A 22,061-nucleotide genomic window follows, 5' to 3' on the forward strand; every position below is an offset into this window, starting at 1 on the left:
ATCGATGCGTCAAATTAACGCAGGCGAGCGCTGCGATACAGAGTGTAACAAGATAATGACTGTTGCCCAAATCGCAACAGTCAGAGATTTAGCGCATGCCAATGTGGGAGGGGGCTTGCCCCCGATAGCGGTGTATCAGTCACTGAAGTACTGACTGATCCGTCGCCATCGGGGGCAAGCTCCCTCCTACATTGGTCTGAAGTGTTCTCAAGCGTTAGACGGGCAGGGTAATACCGAAGGTGTTGCCGCCGGCGTCACTGCGCACGAATACATCGCCGCCATGCATCAGCGCAATCGCCTTGACGATGGCCAGCCCCAGCCCATGGTTGGCGCCACTGTTGCTGCGCGATGCGTCCACCCGATAGAAGCGTTCGAACAGCCGAGGCAGGTGCTCGCTGGCAATCGCGTCGCCGGGGTTGGTCACGGCGATCGCCACCTGATGCTCCCGCACGTCGATGTTCACCGCGATGACCTGCCCTGGCGCGGTGTGCTGCACCGCGTTGCTCAGCAGGTTGATCAGTGCGCGGCGCAGGTGGGCTCTTTCGATCTGCACCTGGGCGTCGCCGTGGACGTGCACCCGGACCTGGGCGTCTTCGAGGATGAAGTCCAGGTAGTCGAGGGTGGTCGCCACTTCGTCGGCCAGGGAGCTCTCGATCAGCTTGGTGGCCTTGCTGCCCTGGTCGGCGCTGGCGAGGAACAGCATGTCGTTGATGATCGAACGCAGGCGCTCCAGTTCTTCCAGGTTCGATTGCAGCACCTCGAAATAATGTTCGGCCGAGCGCCCGCGTGTCAGGGCCACCTGGGTCTGGCCGATCAGGTTGGTCAGGGGCGAGCGCAGTTCATGGGCGACGTCGGCATTGAACGATTCCAGGCGCGAGTAGGCCTGTTCGACGCGGTCCAGGGTGGCGTTGAACGAGTTGACGAACTGACGCAACTCCGGCGGCAGCGGCGACAGTTGCAGGCGCCCGGAGAGTTTCGGCGGTGCGAGTTTCTGCGCTTCGTCCGAGAGTTTACTCAGCGGCTTGAGGCCGATGCGCGAGACCCAGAACCCCAGCAGCGCCGCCAGCACCACGCCGATAAACGCCAGGCCGATCAGCGCCACCAGCAAGTGGTGCTGGGTGGCGCGGAAGTTTTCGGTGTCGATGGCGATCATGAAGCGCAACGGCGGGCGCTGGTCCTGGGCGGGGAACTGGCTCACCAGCACCTTGAACGGTTCGGTGTGATTGGCCAGGCGCAAGTCGCGCTTGCCGGTCGGGCCGGTGGCGAAGGCGCGGATCTGTGCGTCCGGGCTGCCATATTCGTAGTTCGGGTCGCTGCTCACCACCCAGAAACGGATGCGCTTGTCTTCCTCGGCCAACAACTTGAGTTTGGCCTTGATCTTGGTCCAATGCTCCGGCGTGCCGAAGCGCTTCACCGAGGACTCCAACACGCTGTAGCGCGCATCCAGTTCGGCCTCGGGTAACAGGCCCAAGCCACGGTCCACCTGCTGATAGAGCGCGCCGCCGATCAACAGGAAGATCAGCAGCGCCACCAGGGTGAACATGCCGCTCAAGCGCAGCGCGATGGAGTTAGTTGACACCGCGGTTCTCCAGCACATAACCCATGCCACGGATGGTGTGCAGCAGCTTCTGTTCGAACGGCCCGTCGAGCTTGGCGCGCAGGCGTTTGATCGCGACTTCGACCACGTTGGCGTCGCTGTCGAAGTTGATGTCCCAGACCATCTCCGCGATGGCGGTCTTGGACAGAATCTCACCCTGGCGCCGCGCCAATACGCTGAGCAGCGAGAACTCCTTGGCGGTCAGGTCCAGGCGCACGCCGTTGCGGCTGGCCTTGCGGCTGATCAGGTCGATCCACAGGTCGGCGACCGTCACCTGCACCGGTTCGTGCCCGCCACTGCGGCGGGTCAGGGCTTGCAGGCGCGCCACCAGCTCCAGGAACGAAAACGGCTTGCCCAGGTAATCGTCGGCGCCTTCACGCAGGCCGCGAATGCGGTCTTCCACGCGCTCGCGGGCGGTGAGCATGATCACCGGCGTTTGCTTGCGCGCGCGCAGGGCACGCAACACGCCGAAGCCGTCGAGACCGGGCAGCATCACGTCGAGCACGATCACCGCGTAATCGTTTTCCAGCGCCAGGTGCAAACCTTCGACGCCTTCACGCGCCACGTCGACGGTGTAGCCTTGCTCCGTCAGGCCGCGATGCAGGTAGTCCGCGGTTTTTTCTTCATCTTCAACGATCAGTACGCGCATGACCCTGCCTTAATGTGTGGTCGCCAACGCGGGCGTTGGTGTGGGCCGGTGGAAAAACCGCTCAAGGTACAAGTATATGATCGGCGTGGTGAACAGCGTCAGCGCCTGGCTCACCAGCAAGCCGCCGACCACCGCGATCCCCAGCGGTTGGCGCAACTCGGCACCGGGGCCTGCGCCGAGCATCAGCGGTACGGCGCCGAGCAGGGCGGCGAGGGTGGTCATGATGATCGGCCGGAACCGCGTGACGCAGGCTTCGTAGATCGCTTCCTCCGGCGGCAGGCCTCTGACCCGCTGGGCTTCGAGGGCGAAGTCGATCATCAGGATGCCATTCTTCTTCACGATGCCGATCAGCAACACCAGGCCGATCAGGGCCATGATCGAAAAGTCCTGCCCCAGCAGCCACAACATGATCAACGCGCCCAAGCCAGCCGAGGGCAGGGTGGAAATGATCGTCAGCGGGTGGACGAAACTTTCGTACAGCACGCCGAGAATGATGTACACCGCCACCAGCGCCGCGAGGATCAGCCACGGCTGGCTGGCCAATGAACTCTGGAACGCCTGGGCCGCGCCCTGGAAGTTGCCGAGGATGGTGGCCGGCATGCCGATTTCGTTCTTGGCCTGGTTGAGCATGATCACCGCATCCCCCAACGCCACGCCGGGCGCCAGGTTGAACGACAGGTTGGCCGCCGGGAACATGCCGTCATGGCTGATGGACAGCGGGCCCACGCTGGGCGGGTCGACCTTGGCCAGGGCCGACAACGGCACCATCTCGTTGGTCAGCGGCGAGCGCAGATAGAAGTAATTGAGGCTTTCGGCTTTGCCGCGTTGCTGGGTATCGAGTTCCAGCACCACTTGGTATTGGTTGATTTCGGTCTGGAACTCGTTGATCTGGCGCTGGCCGAACGCGTCGTACAACGCCTGGTCGACATCGGTGGCGGTCAGGCCGAAGCGCGCGGCGGCCTGGCGGTCGATGCTGATGTGGGTGATGCTGCCGCCCAGTTGCAGGTCGTTGGACAGGTCGCGAAACGCCGGGTTGGCGCGCAGTTTTTCGGTGAGGCGCTGGGTCCAGGTATTCAATGTCGCGCCGTCGTTGCTCTTGAGCACGTACTGGTACTGGGCGCGGCTGGGGCCGGAGCTGAGGTTGATGTCCTGGCCAGCGCGCAGGTACAGCACGATGCCCGGCACCTTCGCCAGTTTCGAGCGGATGCGGTCGATGAACTGGCTGGCGGACACGTCGCGATCGCCGCGGTCTTTCAAGGCGATCCAGAAACGGCCGTTGGCGATGGTCTGGTTGCTGCCGGTGACGCCCACCGAATGGGAAAACGTTGCCACCGCCGGGTCAGCCTTGATGATTTCGGCCAGGGCCTTGTGCTTGGCGACCATGTCCGGGAACGACACATCGGCCGCCGCTTCGCTGGTGCCGAGCACGAAGCCGGTGTCCTGCACCGGGAAAAAGCCCTTGGGGATGAACACGTAGCCGACCACCGCCAGCGCCAGCGTGACCACGAAGATCGCCAGCATGCTGCGTTGATGGACCAGGGCGCGGCGCAGGTTGCGCGCATAGCCGGCCAGCAGGCGTTCGCTGAAACCGGGCTTGGCGTGGGCCGGATGGGTCGGGGCGCGCATGAACAGCGCCGCCAGGGTCGGCGCCAGGGTCAGCGAAACCACCACCGAAATCAGGATGGTCGAGGTCGCCGTCAGTGCGAATTCCTTGAACAGGCGCCCGACCACGCCGCCCATGAACAGCAGCGGAATGAACGCCGCCACCAGCGAGAAGCTGATGGACACCACGGTAAAGCCAATCTCGCCGGCGCCCTTGATCGCCGCTTCACGCTTGCCCAGCCCGGCTTCGAGATGGCGGTGAATGTTCTCCACCACCACGATCGCATCGTCCACCACAAAGCCCACGGCGATGACGATCGCCACCAGGGTCAGGTTGTTCAGGCTGAAGCCCATCAGGTACATCAGGGCGAAGCTGGCGATCAGCGACACCCCGAGCACGCTCGACACAATCAATGTCGCCGACAGCTGGCGCAGGAACAACGCCATCACCGCCACCACCAGCAGCACGGCGATCAGCAGGGTCACTTCCACTTCATGCAGGGAGGCGCGGATGGTCTTGGTGCGGTCGCTCAACACGCTGACCTGCACCGACGCCGGCAGCATGGCCTGCAGGCGCGGCAGTTGCGCTTGAATGCGGTCGACGGTCTCGACAATGTTCGCGCCGGGCTGGCGTGAGATCACCAGGTTGACCCCCGGGGTGTCGCCGGACCAGGCCTGTACGTAGGCGTTTTCCGAGCCGTTGATGACTTTAGCGATATCGCGCAGTTGAACCGGTGCGCCATTCTTGTAGGACACGATCAGTTGGGCGTAGTCCCCGGGCTGAAACAGCTGGTCGTTGGTCGACAGCGTCGACACGCTGTTCTCCCCGTAGATCGCGCCTTTGGCCAGGTTCAGGCTCGACTGCTGGATCGCCACGCGGATGTCGGCCAGGGTCAGGCCGATGGCCGCGAGCTTGTCGGGCGAAGCCTGCACGCGAATCGCCGGACGTTGCTGGCCGGTGATGTTGATCTGGCCGACGCCGTCGATCTGGCTGATCTGCCGTGCCAGCAGGGTTTCCACGTAATCGCTCAGCTCGGTGCTGGGCATGCTGTCGGAACTGACGCTGAGGATCAGCACCGGGCTGTCTGCCGGGTTGACCTTCTTCCAGGTCGGCAGGGTCGGCATATCCCTGGGTAGCTTGCCGGAAGCGGTGTTGATCGCCGCCTGGACTTCCTGGGCGGCGGTGTCGATGCTCTTGTTCAGGGTGAATTGCAGGGTCAAGAGGCTGGAGCCCAAGGCGCTGCTGGAGGTCATCTGGGTCATGCCGGGGATGGCGCTGAATTGCACCTCCAGCGGCGTGGCCACCGACGAGGCCATGGTGTCCGGGCTGGCGCCGGGCAGTTGCGCGCTGACCTGGATTGTCGGAAATTCCGCTTCCGGCAGCGGGGCGATGGCCAGTTGCGGGAAGGCAATCAGCCCGAGCAACACCAGGGCGAAGGTCAGCAGCAGGGTCGCGACCGGGTGGTCGACGCACCACGCCGACGGCGAGCGGCTGGCGTTCATGGTTGCACCTTGGCGTCGACGGTCTGGATCACTTGCGGCGGTTCTTTGAGCACGTCGACCCGAGCGCCGGCCTTGAGCCGCGACTGGCCATCGCTGACCAGCACATCACCGGCCTGTACGCCTTTGATGAGCGTCACGTCGCTGTTCTGGTAGGTGACCTGCACCGGCACCACCTCCACCTTGTCGCCGTTGACCCGGTACACAAAGTGCGCGTCCAGGCCGCGTTGCACCACGGTCGGCGGCACCACCAGGGCGTTTTTGTCGAGGCCGGTCTGGATCTTGATGGTCACCAGTTGCCCCGGCCACAGGCGCTGCGTGGCGTTATTGAACTCGGCCTTGGCGCGCAGGGTGCCGGTGGTGGAACTGATCTGGTTGTCGATCAGGCTCAGGTGGCCTTCACCGAGCAGGTCGCCGGTCTGGCCGTCGGTGTCGGCGCCCAGGTAGGCGTCGACGCTGGCTGGGGTAGGGGCCGCGATCAGGCTTTGCAGAGTGGGCAGCATCTGTTGCGGCAGGGAAAATTCGACGGCAATCGGGTCGATCTGCGTCACCGAGAACAGCCCCTGGGCATCGCTCGTGCGCAGGAAGTTGCCTTCATCCACCGTGCGAATCCCTACGCGGCCGCTGACCGGCGAGCGAATCTGAGTGTAGGAAAGCTGCACCTTTGCCGCATCAATCGCCGCCTGATTGCCCTGGACGGTGGCATTGAGTTGGTTGACCAACGCCTGTTGCTGGTCATAGGTCTGCTTGGACACGCCGTCGTCGACACTCAATGCCTTGTAGCGCTTGAGGTTGATCAGCGCGACTTGCAACTGCGCCTGGTTTTCCGCCAACAGCGCCTTGGCCTGCTCGAGGCTGGCGCGGATCGAGCGGTCATCGATGGTCGCCAACAGGTCCCCGGCCTTGACCTGCTGGCCTTCCTTGACCAGCAATCGGGTGAGGATGCCGTCGACCTGTGGGCGGATCACCACGCTGTGCAACGACAGCACCGTCCCAATGCCGCTGACGAAACGCGGGATGTCCTGTTGCGCCACGCTCACCACCCGTACCGGGATCGCTGTCGGCGCCGCCAGTTTGGGTTTGGCCGGCCGCGTCAGGGCCCAGGCTGCAATCGCCAGCACCACGAGGACTCCGACGATCAGCGCGGTTTTTCGTTGAATTTGCATGGAAGTGAGGTGCCAGGGCAGAGGAACGGAAGAGTGAGGTGTCTTTATAGCCCGTCAACCCGGTCAGCAAGGTGACTGCTAACTGACAGCGCTGTCAGTAAACGCCGACCATTCGTACAGGCGGTGGTTAAAGATCCTGAGGGCGCAGGTATACTGCGCGCCAGTGTGGCCCGCAAGCTGGCCCCGCATCAATTTTTGCCTGCTCCGGAGCTTCCATGACTTCCCCGACACATCCCCCTGTTGAAGCGGCCGACCTCGTCGATCCGGCCAGCGCTGAAAGCGTTGAAAAAACCGAGATCCCGGCGTTCAAGTTTCCGTTCAAGCCGGGTGAACTGGCCGGGGCCAAGAATGCCGCCCAGCCGTGGTACAAGAACGGCGCCAAGAACGGGCATACCAAGTCCCCGGGCATGGCGCCGCCGGGCACCCGTCGTTCGATGGGTAAACGCTGAGAATAATAAGTCGCACGCTGTGTCGACTATTGCCTACAACGTCTGCTGAAATTTCTGATTGTAGGGCCACGACCGTTTCTTGAAAGCTTGCACAGCCTCCGTGCCGCCCCGGCGTTTTCCGTCGGTGCGGGAGGGTGAGGTTGGACTTTCCGGAAAAGGACGTTTCCTGTGGCTCTGATACACATTTGTGCCGTGCTCGCGTTATTGCTGGCGGCCGATAGCGTTGCCGCCGGTGAGTCGCCACGGCGCGAGATCCGTTTCGCCGTCGCTGCGCAATTCTCGCCTTTCCAGAGCCGCAACCCGCAAGGCCAACTGGTCGGCCTGAACATCGACCTGGGTAACGCCCTGTGCGTGCAGTTGAATGTGCGTTGCACCTGGGTCGACCAGGTGCTGGTGGAAAACTTCCCGGCCCTGGAGGCCCGGCAGTTCGACGCAATCATGGGCATGGCGCCCACGTCGATGCGTCGGCGCTGGGTCAACTTCACCGATGAGCTGTATCCGTTCACCACGCGCCTGGTCGCCCGCAGAACATCCGGCCTGCTGCCGACCGTGCGGTCGCTCAAGGGCAAGCGTGTCGGGGTGTTGCTGGGCAGTAATCGCGAAGCCTTCGCCCGAGCGCGGTGGGCGCCCAAGGGCGTTATCGTCAAGAGCTTCTGGCTCAATGACGAACTGATTCGCAGCCTGGTGGCGGGGGATATCGATGCGACCCTGCAAGGCACCGTGGAAATCCGTGAGGTGCTGCTCGATACCGTCGATGGTCAGGACTTTGACTTCCTCGGCCCCGCCATTTCGGCCGAACTCCTGGGCAGCGGCGTGGCGATCGCGGTGCGCAAGCCCGATACCGCCTTGCGCAATGCCCTCAACTGCGCCCTTGAACAACTGATGCAAAGCGGCGAATACCAACGGATCATTCAGCCCTACCGCCTGGATGCCGTTTCCGTCGCGCCCAACGACTAGGCGGCGCGCAGCGGGATAAACGCATAGTTGGCCGGCACCTCGGTGGCAAGCTGTGCCCCCGCGTCCAGCAACTGTTCGGCGATGTCCATCGCGGACACATGAAACACCCACTCATTCGCCACGCCGGGCTGGCTCGCCGCCCGCTCGATCGCCTGGGTAAAGGCATCCATCTGCGGCAGGTACGCCGTAAAGCCATCGCCCTTGAGCGCCGTGGTGCGAATCCCCAACAGGGCACACACCGCCTCTTTGGTCTGCACATCGTCGCGGTCGGCCTGGCGCGAGCGGCGGATCAGTTCAGCCAGTTCCGCGTCCATCAACTCGCCGCCGGCAATCAATACCGGGCCCTGTTCCCACGACTCCGGCGGGCATTCCTTGGCGGCAGGGTTCAACGGGATGTGCGGGTTGATCTCCATCGGATAGATGCGGCAGACCAACGGTCGGCGTTCATAGATGCGGCACAGGTTGTCTTCGTCAAGATTCCGGCAGCGTCCGGGGTTGTAGGCGGCAAAGGTGATGGCCACGAATGCCTGGGTCGTGCCGCTGGGCACCATCGCCGAACGGCGTTCGGCATGTTCGCGTTGTTGCAGTGGCAGGCCCAGGCCGTTGCCGAGAAAACCTTCCACCAGAACGATCACGCTGCCGCCGTCAGCCGCCCACTGGCGGGCTTCTGCGAGGGTCAGGGGGACATGGTGGTCGGTGCAGCATTTGCCACAACCGACGCAGGAAAAATGAGTGTTCATGGCAGATCTGTCACCAGGCTAGGTCGGAGGGCTCGCGCGAACGGTGACGGGTTTTCACCTCTTTTCAACGTTCGGGAGCACTGAAAGCAAGTTGTGCGCCAGTGCCCGTCAGTCTTCGCTGACCACATCGCGCAGCACGAACACCATGCCCGCGCTTTCATAGAGTTGCCGGGCGCGTCGGTTGCTTTCCAGGACCTTGAGGTCCACGTAGGGTTCGCCGCGCTGCTTGAACACCTGGAAGGTGTGCAGCAACAAGGCGCGGCCCAGCCCCTGGCCCTGGGCGCAGGGGTGTACAGACAGGTTCTTGATGAAGGCGCTGGTCCAGCACTGGGCCACGCCGAGGATGCCCTCGGCATTGCTCGCCACCAGGCACAGCGTGGGGTCGAACTCGGCATCGGTCACGAACTGCCGCTGCCAGGTTTGCAGGTCGGCGACGTGGCCGCCGCCTTGCGCCTGGGTCATGCGCAACACCGCGTGAATCGCCGGGGCCCATGCGTCGCGGTAGTGATCCAACTGCGTACCGGCCGGCCACTGCGGCGCGGGCAGGTCGCGGGTGAGGTCGCGGCGTAGCAGTTGGAAATACTCGGCCACCGCTTACAGGCCCTTTTGCGCCACGGTCTGGGCGGCCACCACCAGGCATTTGGTCAGTTCGGGCGAGGAGAATTTGGTCAGCACCGCGTCGGCCCCGGCCACGCGCGCTTTTTCGCTGTTCATCGCGCTGTCCAGGGAGGTGTGCAACAGCACGTAAAGGTCCTGGAAGTCCGGGGTTTCGCGCAGGGTGCGGGTGAGGGCGTAACCGTCCATTTCGGACATTTCGATGTCCGACACCACCACATTGATCTGCTCGACGGTGCCCTGCAGTTCCAGCAGCACGTCGATCGCTTCCTTGGCGCTGCGTGCGGTGTGGCAGGTCAGGCCGAGGTTGCGCAGGGTGTGTACTGATTGTTGCAGGGCGACCTGGCTGTCATCCACCACCAGGATTCGCGCGTTGCCCAGCACTTCGGCCTCTTCCATGGTCAAGTCGGTCGGCGCCATTTCAATCGGTGCCGGGGCGATGCCGTGGATGACTTTTTCGATGTCCAGCACCTGCACCAGCCCGCCTTCCACCTGGGTGACCCCGGTGATAAACGAGCGATTGCCGCCGGCACCGAAGGGCGGCGGGCGGATATCGGTGGTCAGGCAATGCACGATCTTGCTCACCGCCTGCACATGCAGGCCCTGCTTGGAGCGGCTGACATCGGTGACGATCAGGCAGCCGCCGTCCGGGTCTTCCAACGGCATTTCGCCGAGGGCGCGGCTCAGGTCGATCACCGACAGCGAGGTGCCGCGCAGCATGGCGATACCTTTGACGTGCGGATGGGACTCCGGCAGCTTGGTCAGCGGCGGGCACGGGATGATTTCGCTGACTTTCAGCAGGTTAATGGCCATCAACTTGCCGCTGCGCAAGGTAAAGAGCAGAAGCGAGAGTGAGTCTGCGCGGGCTTTAGACGTGGACATAAAAACCTTCTGTGGATCAGGGTTGATCATCTATGGAGGGTTATCGACTTCATCGGCCCAGGCTTTAGGGGAATGGGCCGATGAAGTTGACTTATCTCAGCCCTTCCATACCTGCGGGTTGACCAGATCCTGCGGGCGGTGGCCGAGCAGGGCGCTGCGCAGGTTGTCGAGGGCGCGGTTGGCCATGGCTGTGCGGGTTTCATGGGTCGCCGAGCCGATGTGCGGCAGGGTCACCGCATTGCTCAATTGGAACAGTGGCGACTCGGCCAGCGGTTCCTTTTCATACACGTCCAGCCCCGCCCCGCGAATACGCTGGGTTTGCAGGGCTTCGATCAGCGCCGGTTCGTCGACCACCGGGCCGCGGGAAATATTGATCAGGATCGCGCTGGATTTCATCAGCCCCAGCTCGCGATGACTGATCAGGTGCCGGGTCTTTTCGCTCAACGGCACCACCAGGCAGACGAAGTCCGCTTCGGCGAGTAACTGATCCAGGCTGCAGAACTGTGCGCCCAGTTCCTGCTCCAGTGCGGGCTTGCGGCTGTTGCCGCTGTACACAATCGGCATATTGAAGCCCAGGCGCCCGCGCCGGGCCACGGCGGCGCCGATATTGCCCATGCCGACGATGCCCAGTGTCTTGCCATGCACGTCGCAGCCGAACAACGACGCGCCCACGCTGGCTTTCCACTCGCCGGCCTTGGTCCAAGCGTCCAGCTCGGCCACCCGGCGTGCGCTGCTCATCAGCAGGGCGAAGGCGAGGTCGGCGGTGCTTTCGGTGAGGACGTCGGGGGTGTTGGTGAGCATGACCCCGCGTTCGCTGAGGTAGGCCACGTCATAGTTGTCATAGCCTACCGAGATGCTGGACACCACTTCCAGCCGGCTCGCGCCTTCGAGTTGCGCGCGGCCCAGCTTGCGCCCCACGCCGATCAGGCCGTGGGCATGGGGCAGGGCTTCATTGAACTGTGCATTGATGTCGCCCAGCTTGGGGTTGGGGGCGATCACCTCGAAATCCTGTTGCAGGCGTTCGATCATTTCCGGGGTGATACGGCTGAAGGCGAGGACAGTCTTTTTCATTGCAGGCGGGCTCATCGACTACGGAAGAATGCCAAGCAAGCTAACATTCCTGCCGGCAATTGTCAGGACACCGTTGAACCTCTGTGGGAAGGGGCTTGCCCCCGATAGCAGTGTGTCAGCCAATACCTGCATGACTTCACTACCGCTATCGGGGGCAAGCCCCCTCCTACATTTTTGACCGAGTCCAGTTTCCAGGCTCAGGTTGGTTATAAGGCCGCTCCTAAGAGCAAGAGCCAAATGAGTTCTATCTGATCCATGGAGATCCAAATGTGGGAGGGGGCTTGCCCCCTCCTACATTTTTGACCGAGTCCAGTTTCCAGGCTCAGGTTGGTTATAAGGCCGCTCCTAAGAGCAAGAGCCAAATGGGTTCTATCTGATCCATGGAGATCCAAATGTGGGAGGGGGCTTGCCCCCGATAGCAGTGTGTCAGCCAATACATGCATGACTTCATTACCGCTATCGGGAGCAAGCCCCCTCCCACATTGGATCGCTATCGTCTGGCAGAAATCAGTTCGCCATCCGCACGCCGCCCAGGCTGCCGCTCAACTCATACGCGACCAATTCCGCCTGGTGCGCCGCGAGAATTTCCGGCAGCGAACCGCGCAGGTATTCCACCCAGGTCTTGATCTTCGCATCCAGGTACTGGCGCGATGGGTAAATGGCGTACAGGTTCAGTTCCTGGGAGCGATAGTTGGGCATCACCCGCACCAGCGTGCCGTTGCGCAGGCCTTCGATGGCGGCGTACACCGGCAACAGGCCGACGCCCATGCCGCTGGTGATGGCGGTTTTCATCGCATCGGCCGAGTTCACCAGGAACGGCGATGTGTTGATCGCGACACTTTCCTGGCCGTCAGGGCCGTTGAAGCTCCATTTATCCAGCAGGACCACCGGGCTGACCAGGCGCAGGCAGGCGTGGTTGAGCAGATCGTGGGGCCGTTGCGCGCAGCCTTTGGCCTTGACGTAGTCCGGCGAGGCGCAGGCGATGCTGTAGGTGATGCCCAGACGCTGGGACACGAAGCCCGAGTCCGGCAGTTCGCTGGCCAGCACGATGGACACGTCGTAGCCTTCATCGAGCAAGTCCGGCACGCGGTTGGCCAGGGTCAGGTCGAAGGTCACGTCCGGGTGAGTGCGACGGTAGCGGGCAATGGCATCGATGACGAAATGCTGGCCGATACCGGTCATGGTATGCACTTTCAGCTGGCCGGCGGGGCGCGCGTGGGCGTCGCTGGCTTCGGCCTCGGCTTCTTCGACGTAGGCCAGGATTTGCTCGCAGCGTAATAAATAGCGTTTACCCGCCTCCGTGAGTGCAATGCGGCGGGTAGTGCGGTTGAGCAAGCGGGTTTGCAGATGGGCCTCCAGGTTGGAGACCGCGCGCGAAATGTTGGCGGTGGTGGTGTCCAGTTGTGCGGCGGCGGCGGTGAAGCTGCCGGCTTCGGCCACAGAACTGAAGGCGCGCATGTTTTGCAAAGTGTCCATGGGGTGTTCTCAAGGGAGATAGCAAATTGTGACAGAAAGTTACGTAGACCAGTGATCCCTACGAAGGGATTATCGCCTGAACGGTAATAAAGATTCACAGGAATACCAGCTTATCGTCATTCCCCTCGCGTCCTAGAATTACACCACCTACCCTGCATCACCCACCTCAGGAATTCGCAGCAGTGCCGCGTCGCATCAGCAGAGAGCTGAAGACTCTCAGTGTTTGGGCCTTATCGTTAGCAATCAGCGGCTGCATCGGAACCGGAGGAATCGCCCCCCAAGACCAGGCCCTCAACGCCAATACCCTGGCCACCGACGAGGCGATCCAGAGCGCCGCCCGGGACGCCCGCTGGCCCACCGCGCAATGGTGGCAGGCCTACGGCGATCCCCAGCTCAACCGCTGGGTCGAACTCGCGACCCACGACAGCCCGAGCCTGGCCATGGCTGCCGCGCGTGTGCGTGAAGCGCGGGCCATGGCCGGGATTGTCGAGTCGGCCGAGTCGTTGCAGATCAACAGCGACACCACCCTCAAGCGCCACAACTGGCCGAACGACCAGTTCTACGGCCCGGGTGCATTGAGCGGTTCCAACACCTGGGACAACAATACGTCCCTGGGCTTCAGCTACGCCCTCGACCTGTGGGGCCGCGAAAGCAACGCCACCGAGCGTGCTGTCGACCTGGCGCACATGAGCGTGGCCGAAGCACGCCAGGCCCAGCTCGAACTGCAGAACAACGTAGTGCGCGCCTATATCCAGCTGTCGTTGCATTACGCCAACCGCGACATCGTCGCGGCCACGCTGGCCCAGCAACAGCAGATTCTCGACCTGGCGAATAAACGCCTGAACGCGGGCATTGGCACGCATTTCGATGTGAGCCAGGCCGAAACCCCGTTGCCCGAGACCCATCGCCAACTCGATGCCCTGGACGAAGAGATCGCCCTGAGCCGCAACCAGTTGGCGGCGTTGGCGGGTAAAGGCCCGGGCGAGGGCGCGCGACTGCAACGTCCGACCTTGTCCCTCGGCGCGCCGCTGAAATTGCCGTCCAGCCTGCCCGCGCAATTGCTCGGCCAGCGCCCGGACGTGGTCGCCAGCCGTTGGCAGGTGGCAGCGCAGGCGCGTGGCATCGATGTCGCGCACGCCGGCTTCTATCCCAACGTCGATCTGGTCGGCAGCCTCGGCTACATGGCCACCGGCGGTGGCATGCTGGGCTTTCTGACCGGCAAGAAATTCAACTACAACGTCGGCCCGGCCATCACCCTGCCGATCTTCGACGGCGGCCGCCTGCGTTCGCAGCTGGGTGAAGCCAGCGCCGGCTATGACATCGCCGTGGCGCATTACAACCAGACCCTGGTCAACGCGCTCAAGGGCATCAGCGACCAGTTGATCCGCCGCGAATCCATGGACAAGCAAAAGGGCTTCGCCGCAGAGTCGGTGGCCTCGGCGCAGAAAACCTACGACATCGCGATGATCGCCTACCAGCGCGGCCTTACCGATTACCTCAATGTGCTGAACGCCCAGACCCTGTTGTTCCGCCAGCAGCAAGTCGAGCAGCAGGTGCAGGCCGCGCGTCTGACGGCCCACGCCGACCTGGTGACCGCCCTGGGCGGCGGGCTGGGCGCCGGCAACGATGTTCCGCAAGACACCAAGACTGTCCCGAGCAAGACCCCGGCGGCGCTCGCCGTGTTCGATCACTGAGTAGGATTTGATGACTCCCTTGCCTGCACCGCTGCGCTGGCTGTATTCCCTTGAGTGGCGCCGTGGCTTTTTCGACTGGGCACGCAGTGACGGCGTGACCTGGGTGTACATCTTCAAGGTGCTGATCGCTGCGTTCGCCACGCTGTGGCTGGCCATGCGCCTGGAACTGCCGCAACCGCGCACCGCGATGATCACCGTGTTTATCGTGATGCAACCCCAGAGCGGCCAGGTGTTCGCCAAGAGCTTCTATCGCTTCCTCGGCACCTTGGCCGGGTCGGCGGTGATGGTGTTCCTGATCGCCTTGTTTGCGCAGAACACCGAGCTGTTCCTCGGCTCGCTGGCGATCTGGGTGGGGATCTGCACCGCTGGCGCCACGCGCAACCGCAACTTTCGCGCCTATGGCTTCGTGCTCGCCGGTTACACCGCTGCGATGGTCGGCCTGCCGTCCCTGGCCCACCCGGACGGGGCGTTCATGGCGGCCGTGTGGCGGGTGCTGGAAATTTCCCTGGGGATTCTGGTCTCCACGCTGGTCAGCGCGGCGATCCTGCCGCAGACCTCCAGTGCGGCGATGCGCAACGCGCTGTACCAGCGGTTTGGCGTATTCGCGCTGTTCGTCACCGACGGCCTGCGTGGGCGCAGCCAGCGCGAGAGCTTCGAAAGCACCAACGTGCGCTTTATCGCCGAAGCCGTGGGCCTGGAAGGCCTGCGCAGCCTCACCGTGTTCGAAGACCCGCACATGCGTCGGCGCAATGGCCGGCTCAGTCGCCTCAACAGCGAATTCATGAGTATCACCACGCGCTTCAACGCCTTGCACCAGTTGCTCGAACGCCTGCGTGCCGATGCCGCGGACCACGTTGTCGCCGAAATCAAACCGGGCTTGCAGGACTTGGCCGAGGTGCTCGACGGGTTCTCCGGCCGCGCCCTCACCAGCCCCGACGCGGCGCGGCTGGTCAACCAGTTGAGCGTCTACAAGGACGGCTTGCCCGCCAAGGTCCGCAGCCTGCGAGCGATCTTCCAGCAAGGCAACCCGAGCGAAGACGAGCAGTTGGACTTTCATACCGCCTACGAGCTGCTCTACCGCTTCGTCGACGACCTGCACAACTACGCACAGACCCACGCCTCCCTGGCCGATCACAGCCATGCGCGGGAACAGTGGGACGAAACCTTCATCCCCAAAACCAACTGGCTGGCCTGCGTGGCCTCGGGGGTGCGGGCGTCGTTCATCCTGATCGTGCTCGGCAGCTACTGGGTGGCGACCGCTTGGCCGAGCGGCGCGACCATGACCATGATCGCCGCCGCCACCGTCGGCCTGTCCGCCGCCACGCCGAACCCCAAACGCATGGCGTTCCAGATGGCGTGCGGCACCCTGATCGGGGCGCTGGTGGGCTTCGTCGAAATGTTTTTCGTGTTTCCCTGGATCGACGGCTTCCCGCTGCTGTGCGTGATGCTCGCGCCGGTGATCATCCTCGGCGCCTTCCTCGCTTCACGCCCGCAATACGCCGGGGTCGGCGTGGGCCTGCTGATCTTTTTCAGCACCGGTTCGGTGCCGGACAACCTCACGGTCTACAACCCCTACAACTTTATCAACGACTACATCGCGATGATCATCGGCATGCTGGTGTGCGCGGCGGCGGGGGCGATCATCCTGCCGCCCAACAGCCGCTGGCTGTGGCGCCGCCTGGAACAGGACCTGCGCGAGCAAGTGGTGTACGCGATCAGCGGCAAGCTCAAGGGCCTGGCGTCGAGTTTCGAAAGCCGCACCCGCGACCTGCTGCACCAGGCCTACGGCCTCGCTGTCGGCCAGCCGCAAGTGCAACGCAACTTGTTGCGCTGGATGTTCGTGGTGCTTGAAGTCGGCCATGCGATCATCGAGTTGCGCAAGGAACAGGCGATCCTGCCGGTCCACCCGGCCTACGCCGAATCCCAGCCCTGGCGCCAGGCGATCCGCGTGATGGGCCGCTCACTGGTGCGCCTGTTCCTGCAACCCAGCGCCAGCAACCTGGAGCGCGGGCTGATTGCCGTCGACCATGCGATCAGCCGCGTGCAGGCGACCGACGAACCCTTCGCGCCGCACTTCGATACCTCGGCCCTGCGTCGGGTGAAAAGCTACCTGCACTTCATCCGCACTTCGCTGCTGGACCCGCAATCGCCGCTGGCGGCCTACAAGCCCCAAGGCGCGCTTATGTTGAAAGGAGCTGGGCATGCCTCGTGAAATCGCGTTCCACGGCATTTACATGCCGACCGTGACCCTGATGTTTTTGATCGCGGCGGGGTTGGCCTGGGCGCTGGACCGCTTCCTGGCGGGGTTCGATCTGTACCGTTTTTTCTGGCACCCGGCGTTGCTGCGCCTGAGCCTGTTCGTTTGCCTGTTCGGCGCCCTGGCGCTGACCGTCTACCGTTGAGAATGCCCCGATGAAAAAGTTTTTCAGCCTGCTCGCGACCTTGCTGGTTCTGGCTCTGGCGATCTGGATTGGCCGCACGCTGTGGGTGCATTACATGGAAACCCCCTGGACCCGCGATGGCCGCGTGCGTGCCGACATCATCAACGTCGCCGCCGACGTCACCGGCGAAGTGGTCGACGTGCCGGTGCGTGACAACCAGTTGGTGAAAAAGGGCGACCTGCTGATGCAGATCGACCCCGAGCACTACCGCCTCGCCGTCAAACAGGCACAAGCCCTTGTCGCATCGCGCAAAGCCACCTGGGAAATGCGCAAAGACAACGCCCACCGCCGCGCCGACCTCGACGCGCTGGTGATCTCCAGGGAAAACCGCGACGACGCCAGCAACGTCGCCGACTCGGCCCTCGCCGACTACCAGCACGCCCAGGCACAACTGGAAGCCGCCGAACTGAACTTGAAGCGCACGCAAGTGGTGGCGGCCGTCGACGGCTACGTCACCAACCTCAACGTGCATCGCGGTGACTACGCGCGCATCGGCGAAGCCAAGATGGCCGTGGTCGATATGAACTCGTTCTGGGTCTATGGCTTCTTCGAAGAAACCAAACTGCCCCACGTCAAGGTCGGCGATAAGGCCGATATGCAGTTGATGAGCGGCGAAACCCTCAAGGGCCATGTGGAAAGCATCTCTCGCGGCATCTACGACCGCGACAACCCCGAGAGCCGCGAACTGATCGCCGACGTGAACCCGACCTTCAACTGGGTGCGCTTGGCCCAGCGCGTGCCGGTGCGGATTCATATCGATGAAGTGCCCGAAGGCGTGTTGTTGGCGGCGGGGATTACCTGCACGGTGATTGTCGACTCTATCCAGCACTGAACCTCTGTCGGGCTGGGCGGGTCGTGACGATTACCTACGGCCCAAACCGCACCAGCAGGCGCTGCCCCACGCGCAGAGACGGCGGCGCCGGCTGATCGAACGCCAATATGCATTCAACGGTACGCGTATTGGCCCTGACCAAGGCGTCGTCTTCCAGGGTGCTGTTGCCCAGTACCGCGCTGATCCGCACCACATGGGCGGTCAGCGCCACTGAACCATCGGCGCTGTCATCGGTGACTTCGGCCTTCATCCCGGGGCGCACCGCGCCGGTGAATGACTCGTTGAGCTCAGCCCTTACGATACGCGCCTGGTTCGGCAACAAAACGAAAGCCGGCCCGGACTGTGCAGACACTGCGGCACCGGGTTGAATCAGGCGCCGAACCACCTCGGCGTCGACCGGCGCACGCAGGCTGCGTTGCGCCAGTTCGTAGCGTGCCGCCGTCAGCTTTCTCGCGGCGACTTCGGCGTCTGTCTGAGTTTTTTCAATCTCGTCGCGCAAGCGCTCGGCGGCCTCGTGGGCCCCATCGGCACTCTGGCTGTCGCCGGCGCCTGCCTTGGCGGCGGCGGTCAGGCGGCTGGCCTGCTGCTCGGCGAACTTGAGCTGCCTTGCCAACTGTTTGGCTTGGATCTGCACTTGGCGTTGCTCGGTCAGTGCGGCGGCGACTGCCAGTTGCGCCAGTTCACTGTCCAGGGTGGCGAGCAGTTGGCCTTTCTTGACCTGCTCGCCTTCCGTCACCTTGATCTCGGCGACCACGCCGTCGCGACTCGCGCCGAGCTTGAGCAAACCGCCTTCCACATCGATACGGCCGCGCGCGACGGCCAGGTAGGTTGGCGCCGTTGACGTCGGCGTGGAAGGCGCATCTTCACGGGAGCAGGCGCTCAGCAATACAAGTGCGGTACTCAGAAGCAGCCAAGAGCGAAGCGGGCGCACGTTCATACAGAGTGTTCCTGGGTTCCGACCATAGCGGCCGGTTGGAAGGGAAGGGATTGATCGTTCAAAATGCGGCCGTCTTCTATGGTCAGCACGCGGTCGCAATTACTGATCAGGCGCGGATCGTGGCTGACGCACAGCACCGTGGTGCCACGCGTGCGGGCGATGTGGTGCAAAATATCGATCACGATCTGGCCGTTGGCCGCATCGAGGGCGCTGGTCGGTTCGTCGGCGAACAACAACTCGGGGGCCTTTGCCACGGCGCGTGCAATGGCTACGCGCTGCTTTTCGCCGCCGGACAATTCGGCCGGGCGCAGTTGCATGCGCGAGCCCAGCCCGACGTCCTCCAGCGCCTCGATGGCGCGCGCTCGGACTTCCGTGCTCGGCAGCCCCAGGTAGCTCAAGGGCAGCTCGACCTGTTGCTGCGCAGTCAACGCCGGAAACAGGTTGAACCCCTGGAATACGAAGCCGGTGTGGCGCAGGCGAAAATTCTCCAGGGCCCGCGTGTCGAGGCTTGAAAGGTTGTGCCCCAGGGCCGATGCGCTGCCGCGGTCGGGCTGCTGCAGGCCGCTGAGGATCGCCAGTAGCGTGCTTTTGCCACAGCCGGACGGGCCTGAGATCAGGGTCAGTTCGCCGGGCCGTATCGCCAGGGTAATGTCATGCAGCACTGGGGTTACGACCCGCCCCGAGGTGAACGATTTACTGATACTGCTGGCTTGCAGCGTGAAGGGTGTGGCGGATGTCAGGAGACTCATGGCAGTGCTATCTCAGAAGGCTGGCCGGGTCGGCGTGGCGTAAGGTGCGGATGGCCGCCAGGCCCGACACGAGCGCCAGGAGCATGCTCAGGCACAGGCAGGCGAGGGCCGCGACGGGCGAAAGCTGCACCGGCACGTTGTAGTGCGCCGCCAGGGCGAAGAACAGGCCGGCGAGCACCGAACTGCCCAGCAGCCCCAGTGCCCCGACCCAGAAAGCCTGCTCCATGACCACTTTGCGCAGGGCATTCACGCCGACGCCAAGGGCGTTCAAGGTGGCGTACTCGCGGATGGAACCGACGACCGCGGCGACCAGCGTCTGGCTGGTGATGACCGCGCCCACCAGGAACACAATCGCGGCCAGAAACAGCACGCCGGCACCGGCGCCGGTGTCGAACATCCAATACATCTGCGAGCGCTGGGCGAACTGTTGTGCGGTCCATACCGAATAGTTACCGAACGCAGGGCCGTTGCTCAGGCGCGCGGCAACCGCACCGGCCTGAGCGGGATCGCGCACTTTGGCCACCAGGTAGGTGATGCGGTCTGCCGCGGTGGTGGTGTCGAGCTGCCGGGCGGTGGCCAGCGACGCCAGCACATTGACCCCGCCCAGCGCGCGCAGGCCGCTGGTGACGCCTACCACGCGCGCACGTTGCCCGTTGATGGTCGCGGCGTCCCCCAGGTTCACGCCCAGGGTGCTCAGATCGGCGCGGTCGACGATCACCGCACCGGGCTCGGCCAGGCGGGCGCGCAGTGCCGTCGGCAGGGCGCGCGCAAACATCAGGCCGTCCGGCCCGGCGTCGATGCCGCTGACAAACACCGACACGCCACCGGTATCTCGCGCACCGCGCCAATCGGCGTCGACCCAGCGAAACGACTCGACACGCAGGACATCGGCGTCCATGCGCAGGCGCATTTCCACGCCGGCATCGATCGGTCTCCCGAGGTTGACGCTTTGCGTGCCGGGGTAACCGACCCAGAGGTCCGCCGTAGAGCCGGTGATATAGACGCTGGCACTGCCGAAAATACCCAGCACCAGCGCGGCCTGGAGCAACTGCAGCAGCCCCGCGAAGCCTACGGCAATCATCGCGGGCAGGAAGCGCCGCCATTCGTGGATCAGTGTCAGACGGGCAAGCGCCACCATCAGTCAGCATCCTTCACTGTCGGGTTCGGTAACGGTGCGCCGCCCAGGGCTTTATAAAGCGCGATGTAGGCGATGTCCCGTTCGGTGCTGGCGCTGTCGGCCTGTCGCATGGCTTGCAGTGCCTGCACGTGGGCGCTCGTCAGCTCCAGTGGGCTCATGAGCCCCAGGCGCTCGCGTTGTTGCAAGGCCTCCAGGCGCGTCTGCGTCGCCTTATGGGCCTGGCGCGAGGCGTGCTCGCGCAGGCGCGTTTGTTCGAGGTCGCCCAGGGCGATTTCGGCTTCGGCAACGCCTTGCAACACGGCCTGGCGATAAGTCAGAACCGCTGCCTGCAACAGGTGGTCTTTCGCGCGGGCAGTGGCGATACGTTGGCCCCAGTCGAACAACGGGATGCTGATCCCCGGCCCGGCCGAGAAAATGCTGTTGCCGCTGGGCGTGCGCTTGCGGTTGCTGGCAATGTTCAGCGACCACTGCAACGAAGCGCCCAGGCTGAGATGCGGGTAGATATCGGCGCGGCTCATCCCCAACTCCCCGGCGGCCACAAGAACCTCGGCCTCGGCGTTGGCAATTTCCGGGCGTGTGCGCAGCAGGTCCGCCGGCACGTTGTTGAGTTGCCACTGGCCGAGCGTGGGCTGCGGTCCGGGCTGCAGCCAGCGCGGGTCGGGCTCCGGCCGACCCGACAACAGCGCCAACTGCTGTGCATGGCGGTGGATCCGTTGTTGCGGCCCGCTCAGCTGCATCTCGGCTCGCGCCAGTTCCGCCTCGGCGCCCGCCACGTCAGCGTGCGGCGCCAGGGCAAGTTGCTCGCGCACACGCAGCAGCGCCAGTTTTTCCTGCTGAGCGTCACGAATGGCCGTCAGCGCGCGTTCGGCGTGTTGCGCCGAACGCAGCTCAACCCAATGCCGGGTGACTTCGGCGACCAGCGACACCTGGACGCTGCACAAGTCGGCGGCCACCAGCGCCTGGTTGCCCTCGGCGATGCGATCCGCGCTCTGCCTGGCGCCGAACAGTGGCAGTTCCCATTGCGCATCGAAGCCGATCAGGAAGTACGAACTGCTGGTGTCGGGGCTTATCGCGTCGTGGGTCTTGATCCCGAGCGAGGGCAGATAGGGCGCTTGCGAATGTTGGCTCAGCACTCGCGCAGCCCGCAGGCGCTCGACTGCGGCGGCGACGTCGAGGTTGTTGTGCAATGCCTGATCCACCAGGGTATCGAGTTCAGGATCATTGAAGGCGTGCCACCACCGATTGAGGTCGGGCTTGGCCGGCGCCAGAGGGGACGGTGCATTGCGCCATGCCTCTGGCGCGGGCGGTTTCAACGCGGGCAGAGGTGCGACCGAACAGCCTGTCACCGCAGTTAACCCCAGTGACAGTGTGAGCAGCGTCCGACAGGCGCGCGATTTGTTTAAAGGCTTGATAGGGGTCACCCAAGAGGTACCGGAACGACTGTGTCGAATCGACGCGAACAGCGATCAACGACAAGCGAGGTATGAGGTCTGAGCGTGTTGAGTCAGAGGTCAGCGCGTCACTCTAGCGAGAGTGTCCGTTCAGTTCTGTAGCGAAATTGTATTG

At 63.7% G+C, this 22,061-nt stretch carries 18 protein-coding genes and 1 pseudogene; 6 read left to right on the forward strand and 13 right to left on the reverse strand.

The features are described from left to right. Positions 1-214: 214 nt before the first annotated feature. Genes ACP7E3_RS08980 through ACP7E3_RS08995 form a run of 4 tightly spaced genes read right to left on the reverse strand, consistent with a single transcriptional unit; the run spans position 215 to position 6,514 of the window. On the reverse strand, positions 215-1,579 hold the full coding sequence (locus ACP7E3_RS08980) for a heavy metal sensor histidine kinase (protein WP_426122890.1): 1,365 nt from the start codon (positions 1,577-1,579) through the stop codon (positions 215-217). Beyond that, positions 1,569-2,246, reverse strand: a complete 678-nt coding sequence (locus ACP7E3_RS08985) for a heavy metal response regulator transcription factor (protein WP_017845918.1) — start codon at positions 2,244-2,246, stop codon at positions 1,569-1,571. The genes ACP7E3_RS08980 and ACP7E3_RS08985 overlap by 11 nt, the downstream gene beginning before the upstream one ends. 9 nt (positions 2,247-2,255) lie before the next feature. Next, positions 2,256-5,351 carry a multidrug efflux RND transporter permease subunit gene (locus ACP7E3_RS08990; RefSeq protein WP_057004271.1) on the reverse strand — a complete coding sequence of 1,032 codons (3,096 nt, stop codon included), beginning with the start codon at positions 5,349-5,351 and terminating at the stop codon, positions 2,256-2,258. Then, complete coding sequence (locus tag ACP7E3_RS08995) at positions 5,348-6,514, reverse strand: efflux RND transporter periplasmic adaptor subunit (RefSeq protein ID WP_046384646.1); 1,167 nt, start codon at positions 6,512-6,514, stop codon at positions 5,348-5,350. The genes ACP7E3_RS08990 and ACP7E3_RS08995 overlap by 4 nt, the downstream gene beginning before the upstream one ends. A 215-nt stretch (positions 6,515-6,729) precedes the next feature. Here ACP7E3_RS08995 and ACP7E3_RS09000 point away from each other — a divergent pair, with 215 nt between their 5' ends. Both ACP7E3_RS09000 and ACP7E3_RS09005 read left to right on the forward strand, forming a co-directional pair. Beyond that, on the forward strand, positions 6,730-6,963 hold the full coding sequence (locus tag ACP7E3_RS09000; protein ID WP_017845915.1) for a hypothetical protein: 234 nt from the start codon (positions 6,730-6,732) through the stop codon (positions 6,961-6,963). Between the two features lie 168 nt (positions 6,964-7,131). Next, a complete protein-coding gene (locus ACP7E3_RS09005; RefSeq protein ID WP_046384645.1) occupies positions 7,132-7,920 on the forward strand; it encodes a transporter substrate-binding domain-containing protein in 789 nt (262 codons plus the stop codon). On the opposite strand, the gene ACP7E3_RS09010 is transcribed toward ACP7E3_RS09005, so the two are convergent. The 5 genes from ACP7E3_RS09010 to ACP7E3_RS09030 all read right to left on the reverse strand — a co-directional run bounded on the left by ACP7E3_RS09010 (position 7,917) and on the right by ACP7E3_RS09030 (position 12,704). Next, complete coding sequence (locus ACP7E3_RS09010) at positions 7,917-8,660, reverse strand: YkgJ family cysteine cluster protein (RefSeq protein WP_046484579.1); 744 nt, start codon at positions 8,658-8,660, stop codon at positions 7,917-7,919. The two genes, ACP7E3_RS09005 and ACP7E3_RS09010, sit on opposite strands and share 4 nt — an antisense overlap. A 108-nt stretch (positions 8,661-8,768) precedes the next feature. After that, positions 8,769-9,251 carry a GNAT family N-acetyltransferase gene (locus ACP7E3_RS09015; RefSeq protein WP_046384643.1) on the reverse strand — a complete coding sequence of 161 codons (483 nt, stop codon included), beginning with the start codon at positions 9,249-9,251 and terminating at the stop codon, positions 8,769-8,771. A gap of 3 nt (positions 9,252-9,254) precedes the next feature. Further along, positions 9,255-10,157, reverse strand: coding sequence for a chemotaxis protein (locus ACP7E3_RS09020; protein ID WP_017845911.1), 903 nt, complete (start codon positions 10,155-10,157; stop codon positions 9,255-9,257). A gap of 96 nt (positions 10,158-10,253) precedes the next feature. After that, positions 10,254-11,228: a 2-hydroxyacid dehydrogenase gene (locus ACP7E3_RS09025; RefSeq protein ID WP_108525404.1), complete on the reverse strand. Its 975-nt coding sequence runs from the start codon at positions 11,226-11,228 to the stop codon at positions 10,254-10,256. A gap of 507 nt (positions 11,229-11,735) precedes the next feature. Next, the gene (locus tag ACP7E3_RS09030) at positions 11,736-12,704 is read right to left on the reverse strand and encodes a LysR family transcriptional regulator (RefSeq protein WP_017845908.1); all 969 of its coding nucleotides are present in this window, start codon (positions 12,702-12,704) and stop codon (positions 11,736-11,738) included. Positions 12,705-12,886: 182 nt separating this feature from the next. On the opposite strand from ACP7E3_RS09030, the gene ACP7E3_RS09035 reads away from it, so the two are divergent. The 4 genes from ACP7E3_RS09035 to ACP7E3_RS09050 are packed head-to-tail and all read left to right on the forward strand — an operon-like array spanning position 12,887 to position 17,671. Next, positions 12,887-14,398 carry an efflux transporter outer membrane subunit gene (locus ACP7E3_RS09035; RefSeq protein ID WP_108525406.1) on the forward strand — a complete coding sequence of 504 codons (1,512 nt, stop codon included), beginning with the start codon at positions 12,887-12,889 and terminating at the stop codon, positions 14,396-14,398. A gap of 10 nt (positions 14,399-14,408) precedes the next feature. Continuing rightward, the gene (locus ACP7E3_RS09040) at positions 14,409-16,610 is read left to right on the forward strand and encodes an FUSC family protein (RefSeq protein ID WP_426122896.1); all 2,202 of its coding nucleotides are present in this window, start codon (positions 14,409-14,411) and stop codon (positions 16,608-16,610) included. After that, on the forward strand, positions 16,600-16,800 hold the full coding sequence (locus ACP7E3_RS09045) for a DUF1656 domain-containing protein (protein WP_046384639.1): 201 nt from the start codon (positions 16,600-16,602) through the stop codon (positions 16,798-16,800). The genes ACP7E3_RS09040 and ACP7E3_RS09045 overlap by 11 nt, the downstream gene beginning before the upstream one ends. Positions 16,801-16,810: 10 nt before the next feature. Beyond that, positions 16,811-17,671 carry an efflux RND transporter periplasmic adaptor subunit gene (locus ACP7E3_RS09050; protein ID WP_046384638.1) on the forward strand — a complete coding sequence of 287 codons (861 nt, stop codon included), beginning with the start codon at positions 16,811-16,813 and terminating at the stop codon, positions 17,669-17,671. 34 nt (positions 17,672-17,705) lie between these two features. Here ACP7E3_RS09050 and ACP7E3_RS09055 read toward each other — a convergent pair whose 3' ends face one another. The 4 genes and pseudogenes from ACP7E3_RS09055 to ACP7E3_RS09070 form a co-directional block, all read right to left on the reverse strand. Then, entirely contained in the window at positions 17,706-18,608 is a 903-nt protein-coding gene (locus tag ACP7E3_RS09055; RefSeq protein WP_426122898.1) for an HlyD family secretion protein, read from the reverse strand. Further along, a pseudogene (locus ACP7E3_RS09060) lies at positions 18,605-19,255 on the reverse strand (ABC transporter ATP-binding protein); the annotation flags it as partial. The gene ACP7E3_RS09055 and the pseudogene ACP7E3_RS09060, both read right to left, overlap by 4 nt. A gap of 109 nt (positions 19,256-19,364) precedes the next feature. Beyond that, entirely contained in the window at positions 19,365-20,495 is a 1,131-nt protein-coding gene (locus ACP7E3_RS09065) for an ABC transporter permease (protein WP_426122900.1), read from the reverse strand. Then, a complete protein-coding gene (locus tag ACP7E3_RS09070) occupies positions 20,495-21,841 on the reverse strand; it encodes an efflux transporter outer membrane subunit (protein WP_261755359.1) in 1,347 nt (448 codons plus the stop codon). The genes ACP7E3_RS09065 and ACP7E3_RS09070 overlap by 1 nt, the downstream gene beginning before the upstream one ends. Between the last annotated feature and the right edge of the window lie 220 nt (positions 21,842-22,061).

Origin of the sequence: Pseudomonas sp. PSPC2-3 (assembly GCF_049898265.1) — a bacterium.
Classification (GTDB): Bacteria; Pseudomonadota; Gammaproteobacteria; order Pseudomonadales; family Pseudomonadaceae; genus Aquipseudomonas; species Aquipseudomonas veronii.

Bases quoted from the DNA above. Each gene is read 5' to 3' on its own strand.
- ACP7E3_RS09065 (WP_426122900.1), bottom strand. From the start codon at position 20,495: ATGGTGGCGCTTGCCCGTCTGACACTGATCCACGAATGGCGGCGCTTC.
- ACP7E3_RS09025 (WP_108525404.1), bottom strand. From the start codon at position 11,228: ATGAAAAAGACTGTCCTCGCCTTCAGCCGTATCACCCCGGAAATGATC.
- ACP7E3_RS09045 (WP_046384639.1), top strand. From the start codon at position 16,600: ATGCCTCGTGAAATCGCGTTCCACGGCATTTACATGCCGACCGTGACC.
- ACP7E3_RS08995 (WP_046384646.1), bottom strand. From the start codon at position 6,514: ATGCAAATTCAACGAAAAACCGCGCTGATCGTCGGAGTCCTCGTGGTG.
- ACP7E3_RS09020 (WP_017845911.1), bottom strand. From the start codon at position 10,157: ATGTCCACGTCTAAAGCCCGCGCAGACTCACTCTCGCTTCTGCTCTTT.
- ACP7E3_RS08985 (WP_017845918.1), bottom strand. From the start codon at position 2,246: ATGCGCGTACTGATCGTTGAAGATGAAGAAAAAACCGCGGACTACCTG.
- ACP7E3_RS09040 (WP_426122896.1), top strand. From the start codon at position 14,409: ATGACTCCCTTGCCTGCACCGCTGCGCTGGCTGTATTCCCTTGAGTGG.
- ACP7E3_RS09050 (WP_046384638.1), top strand. From the start codon at position 16,811: ATGAAAAAGTTTTTCAGCCTGCTCGCGACCTTGCTGGTTCTGGCTCTG.
- ACP7E3_RS08990 (WP_057004271.1), bottom strand. From the start codon at position 5,351: ATGAACGCCAGCCGCTCGCCGTCGGCGTGGTGCGTCGACCACCCGGTC.
- ACP7E3_RS09000 (WP_017845915.1), top strand. From the start codon at position 6,730: ATGACTTCCCCGACACATCCCCCTGTTGAAGCGGCCGACCTCGTCGAT.
- ACP7E3_RS09055 (WP_426122898.1), bottom strand. From the start codon at position 18,608: ATGAACGTGCGCCCGCTTCGCTCTTGGCTGCTTCTGAGTACCGCACTT.
- ACP7E3_RS09030 (WP_017845908.1), bottom strand. From the start codon at position 12,704: ATGGACACTTTGCAAAACATGCGCGCCTTCAGTTCTGTGGCCGAAGCC.
- ACP7E3_RS09010 (WP_046484579.1), bottom strand. From the start codon at position 8,660: ATGAACACTCATTTTTCCTGCGTCGGTTGTGGCAAATGCTGCACCGAC.